Here is a 13795-nt window from a genome sequence, read left to right on the forward strand (position 1 = left end):
AGAAGATATGAAAATCGCACAGATAAAATATATCCTACTATTGGTGTTAATTATAAGCGGGGCTTCTGTACAAGGCCAACAGCAGGTAATGTATACTCAATATATGTTTAACGGGTTAGCCATAAACCCGGCCTATGCAGGCAGCCAAGAGTCTCTAAGCCTTACCGCATTGGCACGTGAGCAGTGGGTTGGCTTAGAGGGTGCTCCCAGTACTCAGACTTTTTCAGCTCATGGTCCGCTATCTAATGAACGTGTATCACTAGGGTTATTAGCTATTAACGATAAAATAGGTGTCACCCATCAGTTTGGAGTGTATGGAATTTATGCTTACCGCATTCCAATGCCCAATGAAGGTAAGCTGTCTATGGCTGTTCAGGGTGGTATCAGTACCTATAGAGCTGAATATAGTGAGCTAGGGTTGGCCAGTGATCCCACGTTTGGTAGTGGTGACATTGCAGAGACTAGCCCTAATTTTGGTGCAGGTATATATTATTCTACCTCCCGTTTTTATTCAGGCATATCCGTGCCGCAGTTAGTAGAAAACGAAGTAGACAAAGATAATGCTGATTCCGATTCACGTCAGGATCGTCATTATTTTATTAATGCAGGATATGTATTTGATCTAAATCCAAGATTGAAATTTAAACCTAATTTCTTAGCTAAATATGTTTCTGGTGCACCAGCCGAGTTTGATATTAATGCTAATTTTCTAATTGATGAATTGGTTTGGCTTGGTGTCTCTTATCGTAGTTTTGATTCTTTTGATGCATTGTTTCAGCTAAATATTAAGGAACATTTCAGTATTGGTTATTCCTATGATTTTGCTACTACCACAGACTTACGAAGAGTTAATTCCGGGTCTCATGAGTTGATGTTGAGTTATAGGTTTGCCACTGAGAAAACAAAGGTGTTGTCGCCTCGGTATTTTTAGAAATGAAACGGTCTTGAACCATAGAATTACTGGTTACGCATAAGGCACAGCACTTTAGGTTTGTGTCGCAGAGTTTGAAAATGTTTTTCATAAATCCCCTTACTTACAAGCATAACATTGTACTTGTGAGTAAGGGGATACTTATTTAATCATCATAGTGATTTTATGACTGCTTCAATGGAAGGTTTGTTGAAAGAAAATAATCTATACTGAACTTGCCCGCTCCATGGCGTATAACAAAACTTAAACTTATGAAATAGAGTATAATAAGTTCAGTATGTATGTTGGTAAGGTGCAGTTTATGGATAAATATGAGGGCTATAAGTAAATTTATCATGATGTATAGGCTTGCTAATTTACTTTTGAATCCAATGATCAAAAATATGCTGCCAATAATATCAGCACCGGACGCGAAAATGAACCCCAATTTGTTGCCGATATGAAAAGGATCGGGAAACCAAACTAGCATTTCTTTATAATTCGTCATTTTCTCTACCCCATGATTTAAAAAGAGCATTCCTCCAATGCACAGTCTTAAAATAAGCAGATGAAGGTTAACATGATTTGATGACAATAGGCCCATCTTATTATTGGGTTGCCCCTCCATTGACCAACAAATGTTGTCCATTAACAAAAGAAGACATCTCACTGGCAAAAAACTCAGCAACATTAGCGACATCTTCCACTTCAGCCAACCTGCCCATCGGACAGCTGTTTATTAACGATTCACGGAGTTCGGGATAAGATTTAGGATCAGCGAATATGCCTGAGTGATCTACAGCAAAAGGAATGATACTATTTACTGTGATACCTTTATTGCCAATTTCTTTAGACAATACATCTACCATATAACGAGGAGTAGTTTTACTACCACCATATATGGACATACCTGGCACTGGAAAAGCCGTGGTACTGGAGGCTATATATATAATTCGTCCATTGTTTTGTACATGCTTTGCTGCCAGTTGCATGGTGAAATATGCCCCTTTGGTATTAATTGAAAATAACCTGTCATATTGTTCTTCAGTAAAATCAACCACTGGCGTTTCTACCATTTCAATACCGGCATTGGCTACCACAATATCTATTTTGCCAAATTTATTAATGGCACTTTCAAAAAGGAATTCTATATCCTTTACTTTACTAACATCGGCCTTTACCGATATCACCTGAGCTCCCATAGCTTTGATGATTGATTCTACCTCATCGGCAGAAGATTTGTCTCTAGAGTAGTTGAGTACTATATTAGCTCCAAGAGCAGCATATCGTTCTGCTATAGCCTTCCCAAGACCTCTTCCTGAACCTGTTATAATTGCTGTTTTATTGTGTAGTGAATTCATATTACTGAATAGTTTCTTGATTATTATTTATGTGAATTAATCTTATGCCGTAGTCATTTATAGAGGCGAATACAAAACCTGCTATAATTGGTGTAACCAATTCCATAATGGGCATTAGCTTTATTTCCGGATGTATACCAAAAAATATAATGAGACCTATGAACCATGCTGGAATGTTGCCGAGACCTTTAATTTTTGATAAATAGGCCAAAGAACCTATAAGGATAAATACAGTAAAAGGGAAGCCCAATGCCCCAAGTACAGGTGTTATATTTTTGGCCACCAGACTAATACATATACCCATAGCAATGCCGGCAGTAATTTGAGATAGGCTCGTTACAGCTGCGCGTATGCTTTTACCAAAGATGTAGTAGCTTACCCAGGCCAGAAACATTACCCATGTAGGCCAGCCTGCTGCGAATGAAATTGATACTGCAATAGCTCCGCAAAGTCCCATGATTAGGGCTGTGAATAGTGTTTTCATGTTTTTTTTGTTTATGCCATTCCCCCGTTTGTACCTATGTTTTGAGCATTGATCCACTTGGCATCATCGCTGGCAAGAAATACCAATACTTTAGAGATGTCATCCGGCTCGCCAATCCGACCAAATGGGTTAAGTGATGCCAAGTGATCTACTACTTGTTGTGGTTTTCCTTTCATGAATAATTCTGTATTTGTGGGCCCTGGAGATACTGAGTTTACATTGATACCGCGACCTATTTCTTTCGAAAATACACGAGTGAGTTGCTCTACTGCAGATTTAGTGGCTACATAAGTTCCATAAGTAGGCAGCATTAATCGATTTACGGTGGTAGAGATATTGATAATGCTTCCGCCATCATTGAGCTTTTCAGCAGCTTCGCGTAGGGCATTAAAAACTCCTCTTACATTAATATCGAACTGACGGGTGAAATCATCATCAGTGGTTTCCTTTATAGGTTTGGTGATCATTATACCTGCGTTATTCACAAGTACATCAACCTTTCCAAAATGTTCAATTACTTTATCGAAAAGCGTTTTTATTTGTGCCGGTTGGCTTACATCCGCTTGGATGGCTATGGCTTTACCTCCACTACTAATTATAGTGTTTGCCACTTCTTCTGCGGCATTTTTGCTTCCTGCATAATTTACGGCCACGGACGCACCAGCTTTAGCTAGTTTAAGAGCCATATCAGCGCCTATTCCTTTTGAAGCTCCAGTTACAAGGGCAACTTTTCCTTTTAGATTTTCCATTTTTACTTTTGTTTATTAATAATTACAATACAAAAGTAGAAGGAGGAGAGGGGAGGATTCTTGCGGATATTACAGCATGTGTTGCAAATTGTACAGGTATAACCTTAGAAGTGAAGCTCGGGGGGAGATAAGGCAGGAAAAGGTTAATTCAAGCTACTCCTAAATTGAAGTGGAGTGGATTGTGTTTTGGATTTGAATAGCTTATTGAACGATTGCGGGTATTGAAAACCTAAATAGTAAGCTATTTCGCTTACAGACATCATGGTGGTGCCCAGTAGTTCCTTTGCTTTATCGATTATTAAATGCTGAAGGTGTTGCTGGGCATTTTCTCCTGTATGAATACGAAGCATATCGCTAAGATAACTGGGTGACAGGTTAAGTTCGTTTGCAATATATTGAACAGTGAGCAGACCATTTTCGAGCGGATTTCCGTTTTCCAAGTATTCGTAAACGATATGCCGGAACTTATCCAGCATATCGTGATTCACTTTTTTTCTTGTTATGAATTGCCTGTTATAGAAACGTTTGGCGTAGGTAAGCAATAAGTCTATATGAGAAATGACAATTTCACAGGTGTGTCCATCTATATGTGAAATTTCATCATTTATTCTATGCAGTAGATCAACCATATTTTTTTCCTCTTTTTCCGAAAGGTGTAGCGCCTCATGTACTACATACTGGAAGAAGCCATATCTTTTTATAGAATTGGCAAGGGGGTGCTTTATAAGTAGGTCAGGATGAAACAGCAATATAAAGCCATTGGTTTGTTCCATTTGTTTTGGTTCTAGTGATTGAATTTGAAATGGAGCGGTAAAACTCATGATGCCTTTGTCAAAATCATAATAATGCTGTCCGTACTTTATAGCACAAGTCACTCCCTTTTTTAGGCCTATACAATAATAATGAGAATGGAATTTTCTCCAATGCTCATCAAAATGCACCTTTACATGCGTTAGGTCTATAACGCTTACTAATGGATGAAATGGAGGCGCAATACCTAGTAAACGGTGAAATTCAGATATAGAGGTTATTATGTTCATTTAATAATCATTCATGGCCATACCAAACTCATCATAAGGATTACCGGTGTCCGTGCCTAAAGGAATGATACTCTCCAACGTAGATAAATCTTCACTGGTAAGGGGTACATTGGTAGAATCTATATTTTGTTCTACGTATTTAATTCTTTTTGTGCCAGGAATTGCAATGACTCCCTTGGAGCGTACCCAAGCCAAGGCCAGTTGCGAGGTAGTTATCCCTTTTTGTGTTGCTATACTTTCAATAGCTTCTAGTAGTTCAATATTCTTATAAAATTGATCTCCTTGAAAGCGCGGTGTGGTTCGTCTGAAGTCATTTTCCGGAAAATCATCTGGTGAGCGAAATTTTCCAGATAGAAAACCTCTGCCTAGTGGTGAATATCCGACAAAACCAATAGCTAATTCTTGCAATGTCTGTAACACGCCATACTCTTCTACTTTGCGTTCAAATAATGAATACTCACTCTGTACCGCAGTAAGAGGGTGTACACTATGAGCTTTGCGAATAGTATCAGAAGAAACTTCAGATAGACCAATGTACCTTAACTTGCCTTCTTCAACTAGTTTGCCCATGGCTGCTATAGTTTCTTCAATAGGAGTGTTTTTGTCTAAACGGTGCAGGTAATAGAGGTCTATATAATCTGTTCCTAAATTTTTTAGTGAACGCTCTACGGCCGTTTTTACATAAGATTTTGTGCCGTTAATATTCCATGTGGCAGTACCATCTTCTAAGAGTTCATGCCCAAATTTTGTAGCAATTATATACTGATGACGATTGCTCCTAACAGCCTTTCCTACTAATTGTTCGTTAATAAACGGACCATAAAGGTCGGCAGTATCCAGGAAGTTGCCTCCTAACTCAAATGAACGATGAATTGTACTTATAGCTTCGGCTTCAGTAGCTTTTCCATACATGTCTGCGCCATGAAAACCCGTCATGCCCATGCAGCCAAGTCCTAATTCAGGTACTAATAGTCCTTCATTTCCTAATTTAACTTTTTTCATATTTTACTTTTTTGGTTGCGCTAAATTAGAAATGGTCATAGTCTTAAAAGTATCTATATTCGGGAAGGGTGTATTCAAATTCTAGAAGTTGATGCAATTATTGAAGGAAGATCTATCGGGCGGATTTAAATATCATTACTTATTAATCCTGCTGGCGAAATTCAACAGGACTTAGTGATGTGTTCTTTTTAAAATAATTGCTGAAATGAGCCGTTTCAGCAAAACCTAATCGATAACTTATTTCTTTTACTGATAATTTTGTTTTCTTCAGCAAAAGCTTAGCCTCGGTGATATTTTTCTCCGTGATCCATGCAGTAATGGGCTTCCCTGTTTTGCTTTTTATTACATTGCTTAGGTAATTAGGGTTAAGGTGCTGGGCATCAGCATAATCTTGTACTCGAAAAATGTCTTCTGTTTTGCCTGCATGGATATCTCTATAGTGTTTGTCTAGCAATTTTTTGAATTCTTTTACTATTTGAGAGCTTCGGTTACCTTCATATATGGGATCGTAGTCTTTCCAGAAATAGTCCTTAATACGATATAATAATACTGCTAGCAAGTGAGCTATTATTCTATATTTATCGTTATTATGCGTTATATATTCAGTATAAATATCCTGATATAGTCGATCCGCTATAGTAAAAAACTCTGTGGTGATAACTTTTGGACTAATCGTTTCTGTGAGTAGAAATGGGAACTCTTCAAATACCTGATGCCCCAGGTATTTGGTTAAGAAAAATTCATCAAAAGTAATGAGGTAAATATCTTCTATGATCTCCCAGCTAAAGGTTCGGTAGTTGCTGGGATTAGTAAAATAGATGGAATGTGCTTTTACCTCAAAGTGCAAATTGTCTATGGAGTATTCTCCGCGTCCGTCTTTCACAAATAAGAAAGAAAAATAATTAGGCCGAAAAGATGGAGATTGATAAGGGAGATCAAATCCCGTTTCTTTTAAATTATGAATAGTAAATCCTTCCGTAGAATCTGCTTCAAGAGTAAGCCCCAAATGATGGTACAATTCACGCAATGAACCTGTTTCTGTAGTGTCTTCCGTTTTCAATATAAATAGTTAATTATTCCCTTAAAATGTGTTGTTTCCTTTTATCTCTGTAGGTGCATGCCCATATTGTTTTTTAAAGGCGTAAGAGAAATGAGATAAATTTTCAAAACCTGTTTCCAAATATACATCTACAGGTTTTCTACCATTATTAGTAAGCTGATGGTAGGCCAGCTCTAATCTTCTTTGTGTAATCCATTTTTGAGGAGTCATATTAAAAGCTTTTTTAAAGTCTCGTTTAAAGGTAGTGAGGCTTCTTCCTGTTAAATAAGCGAATTTTTCTAAATTCATATTAAACATGAAGTTTTCTTCCATAAAATCAGGAAGGTTGATCTTGCCAGGTTCAGAAAAATCAGAAAGGATGCTATCAATGCTAGGGTCTATGCTGCGCAATATGGATATAGCCTCCTCTATTTTAATACTTAAAAGGTTTTCGGGTAATTTATTTTCAAGTTTAAAGTAGGGCATTAGTGAAGCGAAAAAACTCTCCAAAAGGGGGTGTGCGGAAAAAGGTTTAATTCTTTGTGAGGGAGGCTTTCTGGTAATAGAACATTGTTTTTTTGTGTAAAACTGCTTTAATCTTTCTTTGGTTAATGTCATTACTACTGACCTGTATAGTTCTCCATCTTTCGGATATTTTATCAGTGTACTAAGTTGGTTTCGGGGAAACAATAGCATATCTCCGGGGCCAAAAGTATAAGTGCTATCAGCCTGAATTACTCTCATTTCACCAGAAATTATACGTACGAAGGAATGGTTTTTCAGGACGATTTCGTCTTTAAAGTATTTATCCTCAATACAAGAGAGTACGATTTCAGCATACTTGTTTTGTTGTGTCTCTGCCATAGAAAGATGTGTAATTGAAAATCATATTGGGGTAACCGTGGGCGCCCCAATATGATTCCGTGTTACAGTTATTTAACTTTTAACAATTCATCAATTTCGAAATTACCATATACTTGCTTGTTGGACTGTTCCAAAAGTTCATTATTAGGGGCTACTATGTTGCCCAGCCCCATATGATCTACAATAGTTCTTATAGGCCTTCGGCCATGTGGAGTATTAATCAATGTGCTAATGGCTTCTGCCACTTTTATCGGGCTTTGATCAGGGTTAGCAGCAAATACCTCTTCAAATGAAGCAAGAAAACCCTCAGGCATTTGGGCTACAGGACCATAATCTTTTAGCCTAGATTTGTCACTAGGCTGAGTGAGCGAATGAATAAAGGCTGTAGGAAATCCTCCTGGCTCTACAATACATGATTCAATGCCGAGCTGAGATATTTCTATCCGATAACTTTCTGCTAATGCTTCGGCTGCCCATTTTGAAGGACCGTAAGGTCCCTGAAAGGGTACGCTTAGCCTAGCGGTAAGGCTGGATATTAATATTAAAAGTCCATTTTTCTGTTTTTTCATATGTGGAAGTACCGCTCTGGTCATTCTCTGTACTCCAAAAACATTGATCTCAAATATTTTCTTCCAGTCTTCGGGTGTGTAAGCTTCTTGAATGCCCAAAGTCCCCAACCCAGCATTATTAATGAGGACATCTATTTCACCAAATACATCGATGACCTCATGCACACCGGCCTCTACACTTGCATCTTCTGTTACATCAATTTCAACTACATGTGCACCTAAGGCTTGAAGTTCATTGGCTTTGTCCTTGTTTCTGTTGTGTATGTCTCTTAACGAAGCCGCCACTTGGTGACCGTCTTTTAATAATTTTGCTGCGGTAAGCATTCCAAAACCACCACCAGCTCCGGTAATGAGTATATTTTTATTGTTTGACATATTCCTAGTATCCTTTAGATGTTAAAAGAAACTTCAGTTAATTTTTCGCTCAGAGTCCAGAGCTGCTTAGCATAAGCTTCATTGAGCGCAAAGTCTGCTACGCCTATTAATTGACGTATATCCTTCATGCGCTCAGCAAAATCTCCCTGATCTTTATTAGCTTGCTTATCGACTAAGGCTATGTCTGTGTTTTCACAATATACGCCACTTAGCTGATCAAGTTGCGGGCTAGTGGCACACCATACCGTTGTAGATGCACCTTGTTGTAAATTTTTTAAACCTTTTTCTGGGTCGTGTATAACTTTATTGTTGGAGTCAAATACCCCCAGGTTTTGGAGTTCTTCATTTGTCAAATGTCTCTTCAGGTCAGTATCAGCTATAGCTCCTGGGTGTAATGAAAATGACTGTACACCAAAGCGTCTACCTCTTTTGTCGAGTTCTGTGGTAAACAGGATATTCGCTGTTTTTGATTGGCCGTAACCTAGAAGCGTCTCATATGTTCGTTGTGTGAAATTTGGGTCCTCAAAGTTGAATGGAGAATAATGGTGCCCCCATGAAGAAACATTTACTACACGTGCTCTTTTGGCTTTGACCAAAGCAGGCCAAAGTAATGCAGTGAGCTGAAAATGCCCCAAATGATTGGTGGAAAGTTGCGATTCGTAGCCACGTGCATCTCTTTGTAGTGGCACCCACATAATTCCTGCATTGTTTATAAGTAATTCTAATGACCTGTCAGAATCTAGAAAATTTTGGGCAAATGCATGAATAGTATCCGGATCCATCAGGTCCATGCTTTCTATTTCTACATTGTCTATGCCTGCCAGGTTTTGTTTTGCTTTTTCGAGATTTCGCGCAGGTACAATTACATGTGCTCCTGCATCCACAAAGGCCTTCACTGTTTCTAAACCTATACCGGCATAACCACCAGTGACAATAGCTGTTTTTCCGGAAAGATCTATGTCTTTAATAACATCACTTGCTGTGGAAGCTACATCAAACCCCGAACCTATGGGGTGCTGTAATGCTCCATCATAATTATTTTGTCTCATTGATTTTTATTTTAATACATATTTGTTGTGGAGACAAAAGTATGTGGATTCGATACGGGCAACTTTGCTTAAAAGGCCCATTTTGCTTTGTTTTAAAGACCACAACAGTCAGCTGCTTTTGTAAGTATTTCTAATGATACAGCTGTGTGGGGGTAAAAGTAAGAGGGGAGTGGGGTGGTCTTGTATTACGAATTTTAAGAGCTCCGATGTATCTCATGATACTTCGAAGCCTTTAAAATATTGCAGTTTAAATTATATCACCTCATTTTCTACGGAGATAAGAAAGCTACATTTGTGAATGTCTATAAATTTCTCTTCATCAGGTCGTATGATTTCAAGGTATTTCTCATCAGTAAAGACTGTGTAAAGAGCATCCATGTCTTCCAACCAAATTTCAGTTATTCCATCATAGGCAGGGGCTGGTAGGCCATCTGGGTTTTTAGTTAAAGAGTGACATTGTACGTATTTTTTAACATGCTGTTTAACCACCGGAATAGAAGAAAATAAATCTGCGTGATTGGTCTTGTGATAGTGCACAAACTGTTCATGCGTTAGTTCATTTTTCTTGGCGAGTAAGATGCTTAGTTTTATCATGACTATAAATTTCATTTGTTTTTTGATGCTACAAAGCTCTTCACAAACAGATCGTTAAATCATTGACTTTGGTTAAGAAAAGAAATGGGAGGTATGTTTATTTGAAAAATTTGGTTGGAAATAAGAGTCTGCTTTTTAGGTAGAAATCAATTGTAGATTTATAAAAATGAACAGTGTTCATTTTGTATGTTTGCATTCATGGAGCAATTTAAAGCAGCGGTACAATCAGTATCAGGGATTTCTGATAGTGATTTTGACCTCGTGATACCATATTTGGTTGATATGAAGGTTAAAAAACACGATAATCTTTTAAGCGAGAGAGAAGTGTGTAAGCATGTATTCTTTTTGAAGAAAGGTTTAATGCGCATGTTTTATGTAGACCATAAAGGCAATGAGATCAATTGCCGATTTGTAGATGAACAGCATTTTTTTGTGGATTTTAGTAGTTTTCTATCTCAAACACCATCTAACTACTATTGGCAAGCCATGCAAGATTCGGAGGTTTTGGCTATTAAGTATGAAGATGTACATGGTCTTTATAAAACCTGTTCTGCTTGGGAACATTTTGGAAGATTGATGGCGGAAAATGTATACAAAACTGCTAATGAGAGGGTTGAAATGTTACTGTTCCTATCTCCTGAAGATCGTTATCAATATCTACTTAATAAATCTCCTAATTTATTCAACCAAGTATCGCAGTTTCATATTTCTTCCTATTTAGGAGTGAAGCCCGAATCACTTAGCAGGTTAAGGAAACGGCTATTGAGGCGTTAATTTCTTAACCAAAGTCAACGTTGTGAGCACTATGATAGTTGAAATTTTGCCCTGCGGGTAAAATTAAAATTAACCCTGCTCGCAACCACTAGATATGATTAAACTTACTATTCTTTTAAAACGGCATCAACACCTTAGTCATGAAGATTTCCTCTGGAGTTATAAGCATGAGCACGCAATGCAGTTCAGCGCACTATCTGTTGTGAAAAAATCAGTGATTTCGTATGACCAATATCATTCATTGCCCATAGCTATGCCCGGCATTCCAGTACCTTTTTATGATGCTATTGCTGAGTTATGGTTTGAAAATGCAGCTGCAATGTTTAGTGTTTTCACCTCCTCAGAATACTTAGAAAAGGTAAGGCCCGCAGAAAAGATACTGTTGGATATGAATAATTGTGCCGTTCTTATTTCGGTCCATCATAAAATATTTTAGCCTCTATAATGATGAATTTATTGCAATTTATTAATAATCAATATTTTACAATGATAGAAAATAGATTAAAAGCCCCAATGCAGGTGTTATCGATCAGTCCGATTACTATACCAGCCCCCAATCGTGTAGTCAACCTTCAACTGCGCGTTTCTATGCCTGCCCAAGGAGATAACCACCCGGTTATCTTGTTATCCCATGGACATGTGAATTCCAATAATTTGACCTCGTTAAATGGAAATCTACCACTGATGGATCATTGGGCATCGTTAGGTTTTGCTATTATTCAGCCCACACATCTTAATTCTAGAACATTAAAACTACCGAAGGAGCAACCAGGGTGGCCATTATTTTGGGAGTCGAGAGTAGAGGATATGAAAATGATATTGGATAACCTCGATTTGATTGAAGATAATTTACCTGCAAGTGCTGGTGTATTGGATAGGAATAATATAACTGCAGCAGGAGTATCATTGGGTTCACATACAGTGGCTATGCTGTTGGGTGCTGAGCAAACCAGTCTCGATACTAATGAAATCATTAACCTAAGAGATTCTAGAGTTAAAGGTGGTATAATTATGTCATCTCTAGGTGGGGGTGGAGCCAACCTCAGTGAATATGTGAAAAGTACATTTCCTTTTTATACCAGTATCAATTTCTCTACTATGAAAATGCCGGCCCTCGTGTTTTATGGAGATGAAGACCATTCACCGGAGTTAACACATCGTGGTGCGGAGTGGCATGCGGACCCTTATCTGTTGAGTCCCTCTCCAAAAGCATTGGTACAGATGATTGGCTGCGGGCATTATTTAGGCGGCATCATTGGTTACGATGCCGCAGCCACTACTGATGAGGATCCTGAAAAAGTTGCATTGGTAGCCGAACTAAGTGCAGCCTACCTGAAAGACATTTTGTATAATGATGGAAGCTGGGAAGCTGTAAGTGAAAAGGTTAACCCGAAAATGGCAATTATACAGAATAAATAGTGGCTTGGTTATCCCTAAAAGTGAAAGACACATCATTATGTTGATGTGTCTTTTTTTATAAAAAATGCACATTAATAGCTACATGAGATTTAAAGCCGATCTATTTATTTCTTAACCAAAGTCAATGAAATACGTCTGCACTTCGGCTCATATTTGCTTTATAAATAATTGTAAAACAAAACAATGTAATGGTTATGAAATCATCAATTTCCAATCAAAAAACAACTGACAGCAAATATAGTACTCGGTTTTGTGCGCGCTTTCCTATTAACTTACCCGTCAATCAGATAGATATGTATAATTGGGTAACCAGCATGTCTGATGATGATTATACTTCATACTCCAAGGCACACAAAGCCATGGGGAGCACTTTTAGAGATGGTGTGTTTTATACCATGAATGTAGAAAATGTAGGTAATGAAACACTGGTACAGCATTATGAATTGAAATATCACACACCTTTACATGTGCAGTTTTATTCACCAAAAACATATGCCTATATCTGGAGGTGGATTCCGGCAGTGGTAGGTGTACCTTGGGAAATGCAAGTGGTGCCAGTAACGGACTCTACTTCCGAGTTGGTTTGTTTAATAGGAGTTGATTTTCCCAATATGTTTTTGAAAATTGGTTCATGGTTTAATGGATTGAATGGATATTTTCTGAAACGACATTTAAAAAAAGAAGGAGAGGCCTTTGCTAGAGATATAGAAAAGAAATTTAAAATGGCATGAGCTGATTGAGAGTAAGATTGAAGAAAAAGATATTGTTCATTATTTTTATGGCAAGTAACTAAGCTAACATGGGAGTAAAAGCGAAGAAAAAGCGCGAAAAGAAAGACATGAAACAGGCCATTCTAAATACAGCTACAGAAATGTATCTGAAGGAAGGCTTTGATAATCTATCTATAAGGGCTGTTGCTCAGCGGATGGAATACGCTGTAGGCACCATGTACCTCTACTATAAGAATAAGGCAGAGTTGATCCAAACTATTATGGAAGAGGGGTTTAATAAAATGATCAAAAATTTTCGTTCTGTCAGTCAGGGTAATGACCCCTTGGTTAATCTAGAACAGATTATGATTGCTTATATTGATTTCGCCTTGAAAAATCCTGAATATTACGACCTAATGCTCATCAGCTCTAAGCCAAGTGATGTAGGCATGGAAGATGAATGCTGGGAGAATGGATTAGGAGCATTTGATATACTAGTGGAAAGTATTCAGACCTGTATTGATCAAAAGCTTTTAAAATATGATAATGCAGAGACTGCGTCATTGCATATTTGGAGTTTCTTACATGGGTTGTCTTGCCTATACCTTAAAAAACACTTACTTCCATTTGGTGATCCGGATCAGGATTACTTACAACAATCAATAAGGCAGTTTTTAACTACCCTTAAATCATAACACTTTACATTAGATTTTAAACGAACAACTAAGCTGTATTAGTCGCTCAAACCTGTGCGTTAAAAATGAACAGCGTTCATTTTTATGCTACACACTGTAGAGTAGAAGACCGCTTGGTGTTGATTGGTGAGCTGGACATAATTACCATGCTTAGTATGAAA

17 protein-coding genes are annotated in these 13795 nt (G+C 37.8%); 6 read left to right on the top strand and 11 right to left on the bottom strand.

Annotation, left to right across the window (positions count from 1 at the left end):
- Nucleotides 1–7 precede the first annotated feature (7 nt).
- Nucleotides 8–931 carry a PorP/SprF family type IX secretion system membrane protein gene (locus tag ACXACQ_RS15830; RefSeq protein WP_474976937.1) on the top strand — a complete coding sequence of 308 codons (924 nt, stop codon included), beginning with the start codon at nucleotides 8–10 and terminating at the stop codon, nucleotides 929–931.
- 163 nt (nucleotides 932–1094) lie between these two features.
- On the opposite strand, the gene ACXACQ_RS15835 is transcribed toward ACXACQ_RS15830, so the two are convergent.
- From ACXACQ_RS15835 to ACXACQ_RS15885, 11 genes are all read right to left on the bottom strand, one after another.
- Nucleotides 1095–1610: a DoxX family protein gene (locus tag ACXACQ_RS15835; protein ID WP_474976938.1), complete on the bottom strand. Its 516-nt coding sequence runs from the start codon at nucleotides 1608–1610 to the stop codon at nucleotides 1095–1097.
- Nucleotides 1519–2271 (bottom strand): SDR family oxidoreductase, encoded by a 753-nt coding sequence (locus ACXACQ_RS15840; RefSeq protein ID WP_474976939.1) that lies wholly within the window; start codon nucleotides 2269–2271, stop codon nucleotides 1519–1521. The genes ACXACQ_RS15835 and ACXACQ_RS15840 overlap by 92 nt, the downstream gene beginning before the upstream one ends.
- Nucleotide 2272: 1 nt before the next feature.
- Nucleotides 2273–2755 (bottom strand): DUF1097 domain-containing protein, encoded by a 483-nt coding sequence (locus ACXACQ_RS15845; protein WP_474976940.1) that lies wholly within the window; start codon nucleotides 2753–2755, stop codon nucleotides 2273–2275.
- Between the two features lie 11 nt (nucleotides 2756–2766).
- On the bottom strand, nucleotides 2767–3504 hold the full coding sequence (locus ACXACQ_RS15850; RefSeq protein ID WP_474976941.1) for an SDR family oxidoreductase: 738 nt from the start codon (nucleotides 3502–3504) through the stop codon (nucleotides 2767–2769).
- Nucleotides 3505–3647: 143 nt separating this feature from the next.
- A complete protein-coding gene (locus ACXACQ_RS15855) occupies nucleotides 3648–4544 on the bottom strand; it encodes a helix-turn-helix domain-containing protein (protein WP_474976942.1) in 897 nt (298 codons plus the stop codon).
- On the bottom strand, nucleotides 4545–5546 hold the full coding sequence (locus ACXACQ_RS15860) for an aldo/keto reductase (protein WP_474976943.1): 1002 nt from the start codon (nucleotides 5544–5546) through the stop codon (nucleotides 4545–4547).
- A gap of 142 nt (nucleotides 5547–5688) precedes the next feature.
- A complete protein-coding gene (locus ACXACQ_RS15865; protein WP_474976944.1) occupies nucleotides 5689–6606 on the bottom strand; it encodes a helix-turn-helix domain-containing protein in 918 nt (305 codons plus the stop codon).
- A gap of 21 nt (nucleotides 6607–6627) precedes the next feature.
- Complete coding sequence (locus ACXACQ_RS15870) at nucleotides 6628–7449, bottom strand: helix-turn-helix domain-containing protein (protein WP_474976945.1); 822 nt, start codon at nucleotides 7447–7449, stop codon at nucleotides 6628–6630.
- Between the two features lie 68 nt (nucleotides 7450–7517).
- Complete coding sequence (locus tag ACXACQ_RS15875) at nucleotides 7518–8393, bottom strand: SDR family oxidoreductase (protein WP_474976946.1); 876 nt, start codon at nucleotides 8391–8393, stop codon at nucleotides 7518–7520.
- A gap of 14 nt (nucleotides 8394–8407) precedes the next feature.
- Entirely contained in the window at nucleotides 8408–9442 is a 1035-nt protein-coding gene (locus ACXACQ_RS15880; protein WP_474976947.1) for an SDR family NAD(P)-dependent oxidoreductase, read from the bottom strand.
- A gap of 252 nt (nucleotides 9443–9694) precedes the next feature.
- Nucleotides 9695–10051 carry an EthD domain-containing protein gene (locus tag ACXACQ_RS15885; protein ID WP_474976948.1) on the bottom strand — a complete coding sequence of 119 codons (357 nt, stop codon included), beginning with the start codon at nucleotides 10049–10051 and terminating at the stop codon, nucleotides 9695–9697.
- Nucleotides 10052–10234: 183 nt separating this feature from the next.
- On the opposite strand from ACXACQ_RS15885, the gene ACXACQ_RS15890 reads away from it, so the two are divergent.
- From ACXACQ_RS15890 to ACXACQ_RS15910, 5 genes are all read left to right on the top strand, one after another.
- Nucleotides 10235–10810 (top strand): Crp/Fnr family transcriptional regulator, encoded by a 576-nt coding sequence (locus ACXACQ_RS15890; protein WP_474976949.1) that lies wholly within the window; start codon nucleotides 10235–10237, stop codon nucleotides 10808–10810.
- Nucleotides 10811–10904: 94 nt separating this feature from the next.
- Entirely contained in the window at nucleotides 10905–11246 is a 342-nt protein-coding gene (locus ACXACQ_RS15895) for an EthD domain-containing protein (RefSeq protein WP_474976950.1), read from the top strand.
- A gap of 50 nt (nucleotides 11247–11296) precedes the next feature.
- The gene (locus ACXACQ_RS15900; protein ID WP_474976951.1) at nucleotides 11297–12229 is read left to right on the top strand and encodes an alpha/beta hydrolase family protein; all 933 of its coding nucleotides are present in this window, start codon (nucleotides 11297–11299) and stop codon (nucleotides 12227–12229) included.
- Nucleotides 12230–12423: 194 nt separating this feature from the next.
- Nucleotides 12424–12960 carry a hypothetical protein gene (locus tag ACXACQ_RS15905; RefSeq protein WP_474976952.1) on the top strand — a complete coding sequence of 179 codons (537 nt, stop codon included), beginning with the start codon at nucleotides 12424–12426 and terminating at the stop codon, nucleotides 12958–12960.
- A gap of 68 nt (nucleotides 12961–13028) precedes the next feature.
- Complete coding sequence (locus ACXACQ_RS15910; RefSeq protein ID WP_474976953.1) at nucleotides 13029–13634, top strand: TetR/AcrR family transcriptional regulator; 606 nt, start codon at nucleotides 13029–13031, stop codon at nucleotides 13632–13634.
- Nucleotides 13635–13795 lie beyond the last annotated feature (161 nt).

It is taken from the genome of Fulvivirga sp. AWR4_260, from assembly GCF_056158185.1.

What these genes read in the sequence shown, in the direction of transcription:
- ACXACQ_RS15830 (WP_474976937.1), top strand. Translation starts at nt 8, where the DNA reads ATGAAAATCGCACAGATAAAATATATCCTACTATTGGTGTTAATTATA.
- ACXACQ_RS15835 (WP_474976938.1), bottom strand. Translation starts at nt 1,610, where the DNA reads ATGTCGCTAATGTTGCTGAGTTTTTTGCCAGTGAGATGTCTTCTTTTG.
- ACXACQ_RS15840 (WP_474976939.1), bottom strand. Translation starts at nt 2,271, where the DNA reads ATGAATTCACTACACAATAAAACAGCAATTATAACAGGTTCAGGAAGA.
- ACXACQ_RS15845 (WP_474976940.1), bottom strand. Translation starts at nt 2,755, where the DNA reads ATGAAAACACTATTCACAGCCCTAATCATGGGACTTTGCGGAGCTATT.
- ACXACQ_RS15850 (WP_474976941.1), bottom strand. Translation starts at nt 3,504, where the DNA reads ATGGAAAATCTAAAAGGAAAAGTTGCCCTTGTAACTGGAGCTTCAAAA.
- ACXACQ_RS15855 (WP_474976942.1), bottom strand. Translation starts at nt 4,544, where the DNA reads ATGAACATAATAACCTCTATATCTGAATTTCACCGTTTACTAGGTATT.
- ACXACQ_RS15860 (WP_474976943.1), bottom strand. Translation starts at nt 5,546, where the DNA reads ATGAAAAAAGTTAAATTAGGAAATGAAGGACTATTAGTACCTGAATTA.
- ACXACQ_RS15870 (WP_474976945.1), bottom strand. Translation starts at nt 7,449, where the DNA reads ATGGCAGAGACACAACAAAACAAGTATGCTGAAATCGTACTCTCTTGT.
- ACXACQ_RS15875 (WP_474976946.1), bottom strand. Translation starts at nt 8,393, where the DNA reads ATGTCAAACAATAAAAATATACTCATTACCGGAGCTGGTGGTGGTTTT.
- ACXACQ_RS15880 (WP_474976947.1), bottom strand. Translation starts at nt 9,442, where the DNA reads ATGAGACAAAATAATTATGATGGAGCATTACAGCACCCCATAGGTTCG.
- ACXACQ_RS15885 (WP_474976948.1), bottom strand. Translation starts at nt 10,051, where the DNA reads ATGAAATTTATAGTCATGATAAAACTAAGCATCTTACTCGCCAAGAAA.
- ACXACQ_RS15890 (WP_474976949.1), top strand. Translation starts at nt 10,235, where the DNA reads ATGGAGCAATTTAAAGCAGCGGTACAATCAGTATCAGGGATTTCTGAT.
- ACXACQ_RS15895 (WP_474976950.1), top strand. Translation starts at nt 10,905, where the DNA reads ATGATTAAACTTACTATTCTTTTAAAACGGCATCAACACCTTAGTCAT.
- ACXACQ_RS15900 (WP_474976951.1), top strand. Translation starts at nt 11,297, where the DNA reads ATGATAGAAAATAGATTAAAAGCCCCAATGCAGGTGTTATCGATCAGT.
- ACXACQ_RS15905 (WP_474976952.1), top strand. Translation starts at nt 12,424, where the DNA reads ATGAAATCATCAATTTCCAATCAAAAAACAACTGACAGCAAATATAGT.
- ACXACQ_RS15910 (WP_474976953.1), top strand. Translation starts at nt 13,029, where the DNA reads ATGGGAGTAAAAGCGAAGAAAAAGCGCGAAAAGAAAGACATGAAACAG.